We start from the raw sequence: 13,908 nt of genomic DNA, 5'->3' as shown, positions 1-13,908 counted from the left end.
GCAGCCATGCGCTGACAGTACGTTAGCCGACTGACCAGAAACGCGATGGTAAGCATGCTTAGGATATGTTACAGGCGCATCGGCGGGCCGCCAACCAAAAGTGGACAAGCTGCGCGGGCGACTCTATGGGACAAGCCTGACGTTCCCGCCCCGGAGGCTGGTACGGAAGCCGTCATCCTGGACGGCGACGTCCTCAAGCACGAGGCCTTCGGGCAGGCCCTCGATGCTGTGCTCGATGGTGACGAACGTACGCACCACGGCGGCGGTGGCCTCGGAGAGGAAGTCCGGCCCGCCAACGTCGATCGAGCTGGGCTCGACAACGAGTTTGCCGCCCTCTACCTCCACTGTTCCGGTGGCGGTGACGCGCAGTTCGCGGCCCAGGGCCTCGACGGTGCGGACCACCGTGGCCTGGCCACCGTCGGCGGGACGGACCACGGACCCGCCCCCAAGCTCGTCTGCGACAACCTCGAACGGGACCGTCGCGTCCACGGCCAGGCGTGCAGCCACCAGCCCGTCCGGCCCTGTCACCACATCCTGCCCGACGGCACGCACGTCACGGAGCATCGAGCCCGCAGCCACCACTGTCCCGGCGTCCAGTTCCAGGTCGGCAAACCACACCTCGTCCCCGCCCAGGTCGGCGGGAGGCTCTGCGCCTGGCCGGGGCCCGGCACCCTCCGCCGGCAGCGGTACGGGACGCGCCTCTCTCCCGCCGGCCGGGCTGCTCGCCACCCACCACATGATCGCCACCGCGACCGCCAGGAGGAAGACCATTCCACCGGCGCCGACCAGCCAATCCTTCGCACGTGTCCACTTCACTAGGACAGTATGGGTGGCCAGGCTGCGTTGGGCCGGCGCTGCGCGCGTGTCATCATCACGAGCTGATTCCGAAATGGAACTCCCGCTGTGATAATCCGGTAGGTATGTCTTCCTTATCCCAATCGTCCGCGACGGCATCACCCGCCGAGGAACGCAGCGCCCGCATCGCCGTCACCCTCTTTCCCTTGCTTATCCTGGCCGGAGGAGGCGTAGCGCTTGCCGCCCCGTCAGCCTTCACGGGGCTTGCTCCCTGGATCAACCCCCTGCTCGGAGTCATCATGTTCGGCATGGGGCTGACGCTGACGCCGCCCGACTTCGCCGTCATCGCCAAACGCCCGGTCCCGGTGGTGATCGGAGTCGTGGCGCAGTACGCCATCATGCCGTTCCTGGGTTGGCTGGTGGCGGCGGCGCTGGGGCTGCCGCCGGCACTGGCCGCGGGCGTCATCCTGGTGGGCTGCTGCCCCGGTGGAACGGCTTCGAACGTGGTGTCCTACCTGGCCAAGGGTGACGTCGCCCTGTCCGTGGCGATGACCACCGTGTCAACGCTGCTCGCTCCCCTGCTGACCCCGGTGCTGGCATTGTGGCTGGCTGGCCAGTACATGCCGGTGGACGCCGGTTCCATGGCGTGGTCCATCGTCCAGATTGTGCTGTTCCCTGTGCTGCTGGGACTGGTGATCCGGCTCTTCCTGCCGCGCCTCGTCAACAAGGCCCTGCCGGCCCTTCCCTGGATCTCGGTGCTCGCCATCACCCTTGTGGTGGTTGCCGTTGTTTCCGGAAGCGCAAAAGCCATTTTCGCCGCCGGACTGCTGGTTCTCGTGGCCGTTATTCTGCACAACGGCCTGGGATACGCCCTCGGCTACGCTGCCGCCCGCCTCTGCAAGCTGCCGATTCCTTCCAGGCGTACTACTGCCATCGAGGTCGGCATGCAGAACTCAGGCCTGGCAGCGGGGCTGGCACGGCAGTACCTGACTCCCGAAGCAGCCCTGCCCGGCGCCATTTTCTCTGTCTGGCACAACGTTTCCGGCGCGGTCCTGGCGGCTTACTGGCGCCGCCGCAGCACTCCTGCCCTCCGCGACGGTCAGCCGGCTCCGGCGGCTGTTGCCGAGTAAGCGCAAATTCCCGCCCGGCCAACATGCCGGCGCCCAGCCAAGCCCCGCCGTCGTACATTACGACGGCGGCGCTTGGCTATGTGGGAAGGCTGTCTCCGTGACCATGCGCCGGGAAAGGCGCATAGTTGGACAATGACAGTCCCTTACACCCGGGGCGACTCCTTCAGTGGCGGAGATTCCCGGGAACATATCAAACGGGCGCTCGTGGGCTACGGGGCCACCGATGTGCTTTTCAGTCAGCGCGGGCACCGCAGCGCCATCGCCTTCAGGGGCGGCGGGAGGCAATTCCGCATCGTCCTTTCGCTGTCGCAATCCGACGAGATCTCCCTCGGCCGAGGGGACACAGCGGAGGGCCCTGTCCGCGAAGCGAAGGCAAAAGTGATCGAACGGGCCAACCGCAGGTCTTGGCACGCCATGGCGTTGGCAATAGATGCCAAACTCGCGGCGGTGGCGGCTGGCATTTCCACCCTGGAATCGGAATTCCTCGCACATGTGGTTCTCCCGGGGAACCGCACCGTGTTCGACGAACTCGAACCCGTCATCGACTCCGCATACCGGTCCGGCCTGCGTCCCCTGTTCGGCGATCCGGCCCCGTCCACACCCGCCGCAGCGCCGGAGATCCCGGCAGACGTCCCGGTCCTGCACCCGGTACCGGGGCCGGCTGCCCTCGGGTGGGCATAGCTGCCTGGATTGGATTGGCTTCTCCGCCCTTTAGCGCGCCAATAGGGCGTAGACTCCGGGTACGTCGGACGCCATGTAAGCCCGTGCACCAATGCCCTGAAAGGCACCCTCAATGACCGAGAGCAGCATCCGCGACCAGTGGCACCGGCTTCCTTCCACCGTTACCCAGTGGCTGATTGATAACCCAGGCTGCGTGATCCTTCCCCGGACCTTATCCGCGGAAATCATTGCGGCAACGGGCCAGCCCCTCCACCAGGACCTCCACGGCGAAACCGCGCTCGGGCAGCAGGACGTGGATTTCATCCGGATGAAATCGCGCGAGGCCGAAACCGGGCACCCGGACACCGATTACAAGTTCTTCGACTCCGTGCAGCCCTAAGCCCGAGGGCGCCGCACCGGGAACGCAGCTCTATGGCGTTCCGTCAGATTGTGGCGAGGGCTCCTTTGGCGCTTTCCACCAGCACGTGGGTGCCGGCCTGCACATGGACCACTTCGCCGTCGATCTGGCAAGGAACAGCGTTCCGGGTTGTAAAGGCATAACTGCTGACGCTGGGTTGATGCCCCAGTCCCAGCGTGACGGCCCGAAGGGTCATCAGCGCCATCTTCCAGCGGCCCGCATGGGGCAAGGTCACCACCTCGAACTTTCCGTCGTCCGGGTGATGGGACTCGCTGACCGTTCCATACTTGGCCATCCGGGAAATGTTGGCCAGGATCAGGCTGTCGAAGCGCGCGGTGGCCCCGTCGTCCCGCACCAGCTCGAACGGCCTCAGGCCGGAGAGCGTCCGGGCAACCGAGATGAGTTCGAGTATTTTCCCCTTGCCGCCCTTCTCGATGCCGATGGCCATCAACGGCGTAAGCCCGAACCCTATGTAGGAGTGGGCGTAGTGGATCTGCTCCCGAGACGGACCGCGGAACGTGATGCGCAGCAGGTCGATGCGGCGGACCCGGTTCGCGCGGATGGCCCCGGTCAGTGACTTTTCCGGCATGCTCCGGTGATGGTCGTTTGCGTTGCCGGCAGGGAGGACGGTGCACACCGCCCTGCTGCCGGGGACCTCCAGGACGCCGTTGACAACCTCGTTGTACCCGCCGTCGCCGCTGACCGAAACGATGAGCGGGGCTCCTTCCGCGGCCGCGGAGCGCGCCAGGTCACGGGCATGACCGGCAAAGTCTGTTGGCAGGAGCTCAACATGAAGATCCGGCAATTTAGCGGTGATATCCCTTTGCAGGGCATCGATCCGGCTGGCCATTCCGGCCCTGGACGGATTGAAAATCAGGACTACCCTGTCGAACGGGCCGGCAGGTGCGGGGTCATCAGCCATGGCGCCATCCTCCCACGGTAGCGGCGGCCGTGGATGACAGGTCCCCGGCCGCGCGCTATTCGAAGCCCTACTCCGCAGTCCAAACTGCCGCCGGTTCCACTCCGCGGACCTTCCTTTGCCTGCGCAGCACAGTGGGCCCCGCGGAATTAGGGTGCGGCGTCCCCGCTCCCCGTTTCCGACCAGAAGGCCAGGATGTGCCGGGTGACTTCGGCAGGTGCCACGAGGAGCGGTGCCACGTGGCCGCCTCCTGCCACCAACGTGAATCGGCCGTCCGGAACGGTACGAGCCGCCCGCTCCGCCTCCGCCATATCGAGCAAGGCGTCGTTCCTGCTGGCCAGCATCAGGGCCGGCACCTGCAGCCGCGGCAGGACCGGGCGGAGGTCCGGACGGTGCAGCATGACGGACTGCATGGCCCAGTATTTGCCCATCTTGTCGCCCCGGCGGAACGACTCCGTGACGGCCGCGGCAGCCGCCGGCTCGGTCTTGGCCGAACCCTTGCCAGCCAGGGCGTCCACGACCATCGAACCGAACGGCCCGGGTCCCAGAACGCGGAAGAGGTACACCAGCAGGGCCGACCGGCGGCGCTCGGCCTTGGAAAGCGGGTACGCGGGTGTGCCGATCGTGGTCAGCGTCCGGCAGCGCGACGGGAAGCTGTCCGCGAACACAATGCCCACGTGCCCGCCCCACGCGTTACCCACCCAATCCACGGGCGCCGAAACGTCCAGCGCATCAAGGACCTCCGCGGCGGCCTTCGCGCAGCCCTGGAGTGAATAAAGCTTTCGCGGACCCGGGCTCCCGCCATGGCCAGGCCCGTCCAGCAGGAAAAGCTCGCGCTCCTTGGACAGGTCCTCCACTACGCCCTCGAAGGTGCTGGAGTCCACAAACAGGCTGTGCCACAGCAGGGCCGGCTTTCCCGCGCCGCACCGGCGGACCTGGATGGGACCAAGGTTCGTCTCAACCACGATCGACGAGCTGTCCAGGAGCATGGCCGCCTCCACGAGGAAAATGCTTCGCTTGCAAAGCCTAGGGATGCAGTCTTCTCCACGGCCATGTCCGCGTCAATGCACAGGCCGCTCACGGCGGCGGCGCTGCCTGCTGGTCCTCCGCCGAAGGGCCCGAGCCGCGTAATCGCCGTCGTACTTCCATGCCTGGTCTACCGCGGCAACCCCTTGACATTTTTCTGAGCTAAGTCATAATTGAGTGCAATCAGTTATTTGCTTCAACCCACTCAGAAGGAGCACCACACATGCGAGCGTTCGTCGTCACCCGGTACAAGGAGCCACTGCGGGAAGCGGACGTGCCCGAGCCCAGTGTCGGCGAAGGGGACGTGCTGGTCCAGGTCCAGGCAGCGGGCCTGAACCAGCTGGACGAGAAGATCCGGCTGGGTGAGTTCAAGCAGATCCTCCCCTACAAGCTCCAGCTGGTCCTCGGCAACGATGTGGCGGGCACGGTCCTGCGCGTCGGAGCAAAGGTAAGCCAGTTCAAGCCCGGCGACGAGGTCTACGCCCGCCCGGCCCAGGACCGCATCGGCACCTTCGCTGAGCGCATCGCCGTCGCCGAGGAAGACTTGGCACTGAAACCCGCGTCGGCCGGCATGGCGGAAGCCGGAGCGCTGCCGCTGGTGGCACTGACGGCCTGGCAGGCCCTCGTGGAGCAGGGCAACGTGAAGCCCGGACAGAAGGTCCTCATCCATGCCGGCGCCGGCGGGGTGGGCTCCATCGCCATCCAACTCGCCAAGCACCTGGGCGCTGACGTGGCCACCACTGCGAGCGCGGCAAACGCCGACTTCGTCCGCAGCCTGGGCGCGGACACGGTGATCGATTACCGCGCGCAGGACTTCGAGCAGCTCCTCACCGGCTACGACCTGGTGCTGGACAGCTTGGGCGGGGAGAACCTCGAAAAGTCGCTGCGCATCCTGAAGCCCGGCGGCAAGGCAATCGGGATCTCCGGCCCGCCGGACCCGGCATTCGCCCGCGAGGCAGGCCTCAACCCCGTGCTGCGCCTGGCAATCGCCGGACTCAGCAGCAAGATCCGGCGGCAGGCGAAAAAGCTCGGCGTCAGCTACGAGTTCCTGTTCATGCGCGCCAGCGGCGAGCAACTGCGCCGCATCACCGAACTGGTGGACGACGGCGTGCTGCGCCCGGTGGTGGGCAAGGTCTTCGACTTCGACAACACCCCTGAGGCACTGCAGTCCCTCGCCGGCGGTGGCATCCGCGGCAAAGCCGTGGTCACGCTGTAACCGCCCGCACCCCCTTCAGCCAAACAGAGCATCCAGGAGAACAACCGTCATGAGCAATCCCGGGAACGACTCCGTCATCACCTCATATGCCGATGCGCCAACCAGGACCGTCACCGCCGGTGGCACCACCTACGCCTACCGCGAGCTGGGACCCAAGGGCGGCATCCCGGTCGTGTTCTTTGTGCACCTCGCCGCCACCCTGGACAACTGGGATCCGCGCATCATCGATCCCATCGCCCGGAACCGCCGCGTCATCACCTTCGACCAGCCCGGCGTGGGCGCTTCAACCGGACAGGTTCCGGGCAACATCGAGGAAATGGCCGACGACGCCTACACCTTCATCCGGGCCCTCGGGTTCGACACGGTCGACGTCTTCTCCTTCTCGCTGGGTGGCATGATCGCCCAGGACCTGGCCCTCAAGCACCCCGAGCTTGTCCGCAGGCTCGTGCTGACCGGCACCGGCCCGCGGGGCGGCAAGGACATGGACAAGGTGGTGGGCACTACGTACTTCGACATCCTCCGTGCGGCACTGACCCGGTCCGACCCCAAAGAGTTCCTGTTCTTCAACCGCAACCCCACCGGCAAGCCCGCCGCAAAGGCGTTCATCAGGCGCCTCCAGGAGCGCACCGTGGACCGGGACAAGCCGATCAGCACCGCCGCGTTCCAGACGCAGCTGAAGGCGATCCGGAAGTTCGGCCGCTCGGCCCCGGCGGACCTGTCCAAACTCACCCAGCCCACGCTCATCGCCAACGGCGACAACGACCGCATGGTGCCCTCCATCCTGTCCGAGGACCTGCACCGCCGCATCAAGGGATCCGAGCTGGTCATCTACCCCGACTCCGGTCACGGCGGCATCTTCCAGCACCACGCCGCCTTCGCCCCCGCCGCCGTCGACTTCCTCGCCGGGTGACGCGCCGGACCTATACTCCTTACTGAGCCCAGTCAGTTACACCGAGAGGAACGCCATGCCCGTCGCTTCCCAGCCGCTCGGACGCCGTGAGCGGAACAAGCAGCAGAAGCTCGAGCGCATCATTGCCGCCGCCAGCGAGCTGTTCGCCGAGAACGGGGTGGAGGATGTCACCACGCAGCAGATTGCGCAGAAGGCGGACATCGGCACCGGAACCCTCTTCCTCTACGCCAAGTCCAAGGGCGAGCTCCTCCTGCTCGTGCAGAATGCGAACTACGCCGAAGCACTGGAGCGGGGCCGGGCCGACGCCGAAACCATCCCGGATGCCCTGGATGCGGTGATGGCCATCGTGCGGCCCATCGTGGAATGCAACCGCAGCCAGGTGGACAACGGCCGCACCTACCTGCGGGAGATGGTCTTCGGCGACCCGACGGAGCCGCACCACGGTGAAGCGCTGTCCATCGTCGCGCAGACCGAGGAGGCCATCGCGGCCGTCCTAAGCCGGAATGGGCTGATGGCAACCGATGCGGCCGCAACCGCGGCACGCATCGTCTCGGCGATCATGTTTATCAGCATGGCAGCCAGCGTGAACGCCGGCGCGGGCATCGAGGCGATTGTGCAGGACATCAGGAACCAGATCAGCCTGCTGTTGCCCCGCTGACGCGGTGCCGTAACGCACCAAAGCCGCGTGCCGCCGTCGTACATTACGACGGCGGCACGCGGCCTGGTGCGTTGCGCGGGAGGCTGAGGGATGGCCTTCAGCTGGAGTCAGCGGACCCCGGCGGCCGCCAGGTCAGTGGTGTCCGCGGCGGCCGAAGCACCTGCCGCGACATCCGCCAGCCGGAGCCAGGTGTCCACCACGGTGTCCGGGTTCAGCGAGACGGACTCGATGCCCTCCTGGACCAGCCACTCGGCGAGGTCCGGGTGGTCGCTGGGGCCCTGACCACAGATGCCCACGTACTTGCCGCGCTCCCGGCAGGCCCTGATGGCCATCCGGAGGAGCTTCTTGACGGCAGGATCGCGTTCATCGAAGCCGCCGGACACGATGGCGGAGTCCCGGTCCAGCCCGAGGGCCAGCTGCGTCATGTCGTTGGAGCCGATGGAGAAGCCGTCAAAGAACTCGAGGAACTCGTCGGCGAGCAGCGCGTTGGAGGGCAGCTCGCACATCATGATCACCTCCAGGCCGTTCTCGCCCCGGCGCAGCCCGTTCTCGGCCAGCAGCTCGATAACGCCGCGGGCCTCCTCCAGGGTGCGCACGAACGGGATCATCAGCTTGACGTTGGTCAGGCCCATCTCGTTGCGGACGAAGGACAGGGCCTCGCACTCGAGGTCGAAGCAGTCCCGGAAGGACGGCTCCAGGTAGCGCGAGGCGCCGCGGAAGCCGAGCATCGGGTTCTCTTCGTGCGGCTCGTACGCCGGGCCGCCCAGGAGGTTGGCGTACTCGTTGGACTTGAAGTCGGACATGCGCACAATCACCGGCTCGGGCGCGAACGCGGCAGCGATGGTGGACACCCCTTCGGCCAGGCGCTTGACGTAGTACTCCCGCGGGCTGCTGTACGCGGCAATCCGCTCCCGGATCTCCGCGGCCACCTCGGCCGGCTGGCTGTCCAGGTTCAGCAGGGCCTTGGGGTGGATGCCGATCTGGCGGTTGATGATGAACTCAAGCCGGGCCAGGCCCACGCCATGGTTGGGCAGCTGGGCGAACGTGAACGCCTGCTCCGGGGTGCCCACGTTCATCATGACCTTCACCGGGGCCTCGGGCATCTTGGTGATCCCGGTTTCCTCCACGGTGAAGTCCAGCAGGCCTGCGTAGATGACGCCGGTCTCGCCGTCGGCGCAGGAGACCGTGACTTCCTGCCCGTCGGAGAGGGAGTCGGTGGCGTGGCCGGTTCCCACGACGGCGGGGATCCCCAGTTCGCGGGCGATGATGGCCGCGTGGCAGGTCCGTCCGCCGCGGTTGGTGACGATCGCGGACGCGCGCTTCATGATCGGTTCCCAGTCGGGATCGGTCATGTCGGCCACCAGCACGTCGCCGGTCTGGAACGCCGCCATCTGGTCGATCGCGGTGAGGATGCGGACGCTGCCGGCACCGATCCGCTGGCCGATCGCGCGGCCCTCGGCCAGCACGGGGCCGGTTTCGTTGAGGCGGAAGCGGCTCTGGCTGCCGGGGGCGCGGCGGGACTGCACGGTTTCCGGGCGCGCCTGCAGGATGTACAGGCCGCCGTCGATCCCGTCCTTGCCCCACTCGATGTCCATGGGACGGCCGTAGTGCTTTTCGATGGCCACGGCGTGCCGTGCGAGCTGCTCGACGTCCTCGTCGCTGAGGCTGAAGCGGTTCCGCAGGGACGCCTCGACCGGGACGAAGTCGATGGTGCGGCCGATTTCCTGGCTTGCCGTGTAGGTCATCTGCAGGGCCTTCTCGCCCAGTCCGCGCTTGAGGATGGCGGGCCGGCCGGCCTGCAGCGCCGGCTTGTAGACGTAGAACTCGTCCGGGTTCACCGCGCCCTGGACCACGGCCTCGCCGAGGCCGTAGGAGGAGGTGACGAACACGGCGTCCTGGAAGCCGGACTCGGTGTCCATGGTGAACATGACGCCGGAGGCCCCGACGTCGGAGCGCACCATCCGCTGGATGCCTGCCGAGAGCGCGACGTCGGCGTGTTCGAACTTGTGGTGCACGCGGTAGGCGATGGCGCGGTCGTTGTAGAGCGACGCAAAGACGTCCTTGATGGCGGCGAGGATGTTCTCGATGCCGCGGACGTTCAGGAAGGTTTCCTGCTGGCCGGCGAAGGACGCGTCGGGGAGGTCTTCCGCCGTCGCGCTGGACCGCACAGCCCAGGAAAGGTCGTCGGAGCCGCCGTGCTTTTCCACCAGCTCCCGGTAGGCGCTGCGCAGCTGCTGTTCGAAGTCCGGCAGGAACGGCGTCTGGCGCACCAGGGACCGGATCTCCTGCCCGGCAGCGGCCAGGGCGGTCACGTCATCGGTGTCCAGGCCCACCAGCCGGTCGGCGATCTGCTGGTCCAGGCCGGAATCCGCCAGGAAACGGCGGTAGGCATCGGCAGTGGTGGCGAAACCGTCCGGGACCTGCACGCCGGCGGAGGTCAGGTTCTGCACCATCTCCCCAAGGGAGGCGTTCTTGCCGCCCACCCGGTCCAGGTCTTTGAGCCCAAGTTCCGAGAACCACAGGATGTCCGTTGTCATTATTTACTGCTCCTTCGCAGAGTGTGGCGTGCAGGGGCGTGCCCGGGGCGGTAACCGGCTTGGGCACAAATCTCCTCCACAGTGGCAGGCCTTGGAGAGGTGCGCCACATGATGTACACCACACTTTGCTTGTGAAAACCTTCCCTAATGCTTCAGGTTCATCTTCTGCAGGATGGTGGCCGCCATCTCCTCGACCGAAACGCTGGCCGAGTTGAGGTACGGAATCCCGTGGAATTCGTACAAACGCTCCGCACTGCGCAGCTCAAAACCGCACTGCCGCAGCGAGGCGTAGGGCGAGCCGCGGCGCCGTTCGGTGCGGACCTGGCTGAGGCGCAGGGCGTTGGTGGTGAGGCCGAAACATTTCGACACGAACGGCTTCAGGGACCCGGGGAGCCCTTCCCGTTCAAAGTCCTCGTCCACCAGCGGAAAGTTCGCCGCGAAGATTCCGTGCTGGAGAGCCAGGTACATGGTGGTGGGCGTCTTGCCGCACCGCGACGGGGCCACCAGGATGACCTGGGCCTTCTCCAGCGCGCGCAGGCTCTGGCCGTCGTCGTGCTCCATGGCATATTCGACGGCGGCCATCCGGGACTGGTACCGCGCTGCGTTCCCCAGGCCGTGCGCCCGCCCGGGTTCGCCGCTGGCGTGGCTGCCCAGGGCGTGCTCCAACTGCCCCACGTGCGTCCCGATCAGGTCCACCACGATGCCCTTGCACCCGGACAGGGTCTGGCGGATGTCGCTGCTGACCGCCGTCGAGAAGACGATGGGGGCCGGCCCGGCCTCGGCGATGCCGTCGATGGTCCTGACCACGGACCGGGCCTGGGCCACGGTGGTGATGAAGGGGATGGTGATCCGGTCGAAGTTGTTCCCGGGGAATTGGGTCAGCAGCGTGTTGCCGAGCGTTTCCGCCGTGATGCCGGTGCTGTCCGAGAGGAAATAGACAGGCCGGAGATCGTCATTAACCATGGCACGACCTTAGCGGGCGCGGCCGCCTGTCCACGCCCCGTTCACCGGCCACCGCAGTTCGGTAGTGTCAGTCCATGGACAGCGACACCGTGGTCAACTTCCTTTTGGTCCTCTTCTTCGTGCTGCTCGGCGGGATCTTCGCCGGCACGGAGATGGCGCTGGTTTCCCTCCGCGAGAGCCAGGTCCGCCGCATGGAAAAGGCCGGCAAACGCGGTGCCCAGGTGGCGGCCCTCGCCGGGAATCCCAACCGCTTCCTCTCCACCATCCAGATCGGCGTGACGCTCTCCGGATTCTTCTCCGCCGCGTACGGCGCCTCCACCATCGCCCCCGACGTCGAACCCCTCCTCGAGGGTCTTGGCCTCCGCGCGGCGGCCGAACCCGTGGCCTTCATCGGCATGACCCTGCTGGTGGCCTACCTCTCCCTGGTGCTGGGCGAACTGGTACCCAAGCGCCTGGCCATGCAGAGCGCCGTCGGCTTCGCGAAGGTCCTGGCCCCGCCCCTGCTGTTCCTCTCGGAACTGATGCGCCCCGCCGTCTGGCTGCTGTCCGTCTCCACCGACGCCGTGGTCCGGCTGTTCGGCGGCGACCCGAAGGCCAAGCAGGAAAGCGTCACGGCGGAGGAACTCCATGACATGGTCTCGGGGAGCGAGGCGCTGGAAGAAAGCCACCGGAACATCCTCACGGACGTCTTCGGGGCCGCGGACCGCACCTTGCAGGAGGTGATGCGCCCCCGCCCCGACGTCGCCTTCATCAGCGGCGGCCTCACCGTCGGCGAGGCCCGCAGCATCGTCCAGAACGGCCCTTACTCCCGCTTCCCCGTGACCGGCGGCAGCCCGGATGACGTCCTGGGCTTCATCCACATCCGCGACCTCATGCCCGGCGACGCCGTGTCCGACGAACGGCCGGTGCGGGACATCGTCCGCGAAATCCTCGCGCTGCCGGGCACCAACAAGGTGCTGCCCTCGCTGTCCCGCATGCGCCGGCTGGGCCAGCAGATTGCCCTGGTGGTGGACGAGTACGGCGGCACGGACGGCATCGTCACGCTGGAGGACCTCGTGGAGGAACTGGTGGGCGAAATATACGACGAGTACGACGCCGGCGCCGACCCCGAGGATCGCGTCACCGTCACCAACGGTGAGGTGGACGTCGACGGCGGGCTCATCCTCCAGGAGTTCACGTCAGCGTCCGGGCTGGCTTTGCCCGAAGGGCATTACGAGACGGTGGCAGGGTTTGTCATCGACCGGCTGGGCCGGCTGCCCCGGGTTGGGGACCGGGTGGAAGTGGACGGGCACGCGCTGACGGTCACCGCGATGGACCGGCTGCGCATCGCCCGGATCCGCGTGACACGTGTGCAGGCCGAGCCCGAGGAACCCTGAAATGTTACTGCTCAACACGCCTGGTTGAGTGCCGCCACCGCCGCTTCCTCCATCTCGTACGAGTCCCATTCGCCGAGACCAAACGGATCGGACTTCGGGGCGCGGGCCACGGCCATGGCAATCTGCCGCGAGCCGTCGGCGCTGACCAGCGCCAGCGCCGCGTAGCCCCGCACCACTCCCACGTGCCCGTAATAGTCGTTGTTGGAGCAGGAATCGTAATGCCGCACCACTCCGAGGCCATAGGTCTGGAACTTGGGGTGGTGCATCTCCGCCACGCTTTGGGCGGTCAGCAACGCCCCTTTCTGCAGGGCCGCGAAGTAGGTGTTGAGTTCTGGAACGGTGGAGATCACTCCGCTATCGGGTGAACCACTGTGGATCGGGGCCAGGGCGTTGTCCTCCAATTCGCCGCTTGCCGTCTTGGTGTAGCCACGGATCATCTGCCGCGGCCCCGGCTCGTCACCGGCCACCAGGGTGTCCTGCAGCCCGAGAGGTTCCACGTTGTCGGCGCGGATTACCGCGGAAAGGCCCTGTCCCCGCAGCTTCTCGAGGAGCAGGGCCAGCACCGAATAGTTGGTGGCGGAAAAACTGAACAGGCTGCCTGAGCCGCCGGTCCACGGCATGGCTGCGGCGTAGGAAATCCGCTCCTCGTGGGTGGAGCGCCTGTTCCCTACCTCCACCAGGCTCACCCGGTAGTCCGGCATCCCGGAGCGGTGGCTGAGCAGGCTGCCGATGGTGATGGGACCGGGCGGCTTGATGATGCTTTCGAAGTCCGGGAGGTGCTTTTGGACGGGGTCATCCAGCTGGATTTTCCCTTCCTCCACGAGCTTCATGACGGACACCGCCACCATGGTCATGGTGATGTCCCCGGCATGCGTCTGGTCCGTCAGCTGCACGGGTTCGTTGGTGTCGAGGTTCCGGACGCCCTCTGCCGAGGACCAGCCGCCCACGCGGGACTTCACCTCAATCACGACGGCCGTGGCTCCCCCGGCGCGCATATCCTCGCTGTACTTTTCCAGGGCCGCGGCGTACGCCGGAACAGGCGGGGCGGTGGCAGTAGCGGTGACGGCCGCCGTCGGACTTTGCGCGTCCGGCGGCTCCGGCACACCGGTGCAGCCTGCGACGGCGGGAATCACCAGGGCGGCAACGGCCGCGGCAACGCTGCGCAACAGGGTGGAACGGCCTGCCTGCATCTCATCCCCTTAGGAGACGCCGGCCGCAGCTGGACTCCGGGGAGACCGCCAGTTGCACCGGCCCTTTGATGTTAACCTCCGCTCCAACTTTTGGCACCAAACGCGCCACC

13 protein-coding genes are annotated in these 13,908 nt (G+C 66.8%); 7 read left to right on the top strand and 6 right to left on the bottom strand.

The window, feature by feature from the left end:
- Positions 1-123 precede the first annotated feature (123 nt).
- A complete protein-coding gene (locus tag AC5RWA_RS16250) occupies positions 124-816 on the bottom strand; it encodes an LmeA family phospholipid-binding protein (RefSeq protein WP_494058312.1) in 693 nt (230 codons plus the stop codon).
- 104 nt (positions 817-920) lie between these two features.
- Here AC5RWA_RS16250 and AC5RWA_RS16245 point away from each other — a divergent pair, with 104 nt between their 5' ends.
- From AC5RWA_RS16245 to AC5RWA_RS16235, 3 genes are all read left to right on the top strand, one after another.
- Positions 921-1,925 (top strand): bile acid:sodium symporter family protein, encoded by a 1,005-nt coding sequence (locus AC5RWA_RS16245; protein ID WP_494058311.1) that lies wholly within the window; start codon positions 921-923, stop codon positions 1,923-1,925.
- Positions 1,926-2,057: 132 nt separating this feature from the next.
- Positions 2,058-2,606, top strand: a complete 549-nt coding sequence (locus AC5RWA_RS16240; RefSeq protein WP_494058310.1) for a hypothetical protein — start codon at positions 2,058-2,060, stop codon at positions 2,604-2,606.
- A gap of 112 nt (positions 2,607-2,718) precedes the next feature.
- Positions 2,719-2,985 (top strand): hypothetical protein, encoded by a 267-nt coding sequence (locus AC5RWA_RS16235; RefSeq protein WP_275730217.1) that lies wholly within the window; start codon positions 2,719-2,721, stop codon positions 2,983-2,985.
- A gap of 43 nt (positions 2,986-3,028) precedes the next feature.
- On the opposite strand, the gene AC5RWA_RS16230 is transcribed toward AC5RWA_RS16235, so the two are convergent.
- Together AC5RWA_RS16230 and AC5RWA_RS16225 are read right to left on the bottom strand one after the other, a co-directional pair.
- Positions 3,029-3,925 carry a diacylglycerol/lipid kinase family protein gene (locus AC5RWA_RS16230; RefSeq protein ID WP_494058309.1) on the bottom strand — a complete coding sequence of 299 codons (897 nt, stop codon included), beginning with the start codon at positions 3,923-3,925 and terminating at the stop codon, positions 3,029-3,031.
- 146 nt (positions 3,926-4,071) lie between these two features.
- A complete protein-coding gene (locus AC5RWA_RS16225; protein WP_494058308.1) occupies positions 4,072-4,911 on the bottom strand; it encodes an alpha/beta fold hydrolase in 840 nt (279 codons plus the stop codon).
- A 260-nt stretch (positions 4,912-5,171) separates the two neighbouring features.
- On the opposite strand from AC5RWA_RS16225, the gene AC5RWA_RS16220 reads away from it, so the two are divergent.
- The 3 genes from AC5RWA_RS16220 to AC5RWA_RS16210 are packed head-to-tail and all read left to right on the top strand — an operon-like array spanning position 5,172 to position 7,732.
- Positions 5,172-6,164, top strand: coding sequence for an NADP-dependent oxidoreductase (locus AC5RWA_RS16220; protein WP_494058307.1), 993 nt, complete (start codon positions 5,172-5,174; stop codon positions 6,162-6,164).
- Between the two features lie 49 nt (positions 6,165-6,213).
- On the top strand, positions 6,214-7,074 hold the full coding sequence (locus tag AC5RWA_RS16215; protein WP_494058306.1) for an alpha/beta fold hydrolase: 861 nt from the start codon (positions 6,214-6,216) through the stop codon (positions 7,072-7,074).
- 55 nt (positions 7,075-7,129) lie between these two features.
- Positions 7,130-7,732: a TetR/AcrR family transcriptional regulator gene (locus AC5RWA_RS16210; RefSeq protein WP_494058305.1), complete on the top strand. Its 603-nt coding sequence runs from the start codon at positions 7,130-7,132 to the stop codon at positions 7,730-7,732.
- Positions 7,733-7,839: 107 nt separating this feature from the next.
- Here AC5RWA_RS16210 and ppsA read toward each other — a convergent pair whose 3' ends face one another.
- Both ppsA and AC5RWA_RS16200 read right to left on the bottom strand, forming a co-directional pair.
- The gene (gene ppsA, locus AC5RWA_RS16205; protein WP_494058304.1) at positions 7,840-10,269 is read right to left on the bottom strand and encodes a phosphoenolpyruvate synthase; all 2,430 of its coding nucleotides are present in this window, start codon (positions 10,267-10,269) and stop codon (positions 7,840-7,842) included.
- Positions 10,270-10,413: 144 nt separating this feature from the next.
- Positions 10,414-11,232 carry a pyruvate, water dikinase regulatory protein gene (locus AC5RWA_RS16200; protein WP_115525976.1) on the bottom strand — a complete coding sequence of 273 codons (819 nt, stop codon included), beginning with the start codon at positions 11,230-11,232 and terminating at the stop codon, positions 10,414-10,416.
- Between the two features lie 74 nt (positions 11,233-11,306).
- On the opposite strand from AC5RWA_RS16200, the gene AC5RWA_RS16195 reads away from it, so the two are divergent.
- Positions 11,307-12,608, top strand: a complete 1,302-nt coding sequence (locus AC5RWA_RS16195; RefSeq protein ID WP_494058303.1) for a hemolysin family protein — start codon at positions 11,307-11,309, stop codon at positions 12,606-12,608.
- 11 nt (positions 12,609-12,619) lie between these two features.
- On the opposite strand, the gene AC5RWA_RS16190 is transcribed toward AC5RWA_RS16195, so the two are convergent.
- Entirely contained in the window at positions 12,620-13,798 is a 1,179-nt protein-coding gene (locus AC5RWA_RS16190) for a serine hydrolase domain-containing protein (protein ID WP_494058302.1), read from the bottom strand.
- Positions 13,799-13,908: the final 110 nt, after the last annotated feature.

The sequence above is a fragment of the Arthrobacter sp. 210 2 genome (assembly GCF_059093025.1).
The sequence above is the reverse complement of the archived record's forward strand: the minus strand, read 5'-3'. Positions and strand labels throughout refer to the sequence as shown.

Excerpts from the sequence above, each read along its gene's own strand:
- AC5RWA_RS16245 (WP_494058311.1), top strand. The coding sequence starts at position 921 with ATGTCTTCCTTATCCCAATCGTCCGCGACGGCATCACCCGCCGAGGAA.
- AC5RWA_RS16240 (WP_494058310.1), top strand. The coding sequence starts at position 2,058 with ATGACAGTCCCTTACACCCGGGGCGACTCCTTCAGTGGCGGAGATTCC.
- AC5RWA_RS16235 (WP_275730217.1), top strand. The coding sequence starts at position 2,719 with ATGACCGAGAGCAGCATCCGCGACCAGTGGCACCGGCTTCCTTCCACC.
- AC5RWA_RS16230 (WP_494058309.1), bottom strand. The coding sequence starts at position 3,925 with ATGGCTGATGACCCCGCACCTGCCGGCCCGTTCGACAGGGTAGTCCTG.
- AC5RWA_RS16225 (WP_494058308.1), bottom strand. The coding sequence starts at position 4,911 with ATGCTCCTGGACAGCTCGTCGATCGTGGTTGAGACGAACCTTGGTCCC.
- AC5RWA_RS16220 (WP_494058307.1), top strand. The coding sequence starts at position 5,172 with ATGCGAGCGTTCGTCGTCACCCGGTACAAGGAGCCACTGCGGGAAGCG.
- AC5RWA_RS16215 (WP_494058306.1), top strand. The coding sequence starts at position 6,214 with ATGAGCAATCCCGGGAACGACTCCGTCATCACCTCATATGCCGATGCG.
- AC5RWA_RS16210 (WP_494058305.1), top strand. The coding sequence starts at position 7,130 with ATGCCCGTCGCTTCCCAGCCGCTCGGACGCCGTGAGCGGAACAAGCAG.
- ppsA (WP_494058304.1), bottom strand. The coding sequence starts at position 10,269 with ATGACAACGGACATCCTGTGGTTCTCGGAACTTGGGCTCAAAGACCTG.
- AC5RWA_RS16200 (WP_115525976.1), bottom strand. The coding sequence starts at position 11,232 with ATGGTTAATGACGATCTCCGGCCTGTCTATTTCCTCTCGGACAGCACC.
- AC5RWA_RS16195 (WP_494058303.1), top strand. The coding sequence starts at position 11,307 with ATGGACAGCGACACCGTGGTCAACTTCCTTTTGGTCCTCTTCTTCGTG.
- AC5RWA_RS16190 (WP_494058302.1), bottom strand. The coding sequence starts at position 13,798 with ATGCAGGCAGGCCGTTCCACCCTGTTGCGCAGCGTTGCCGCGGCCGTT.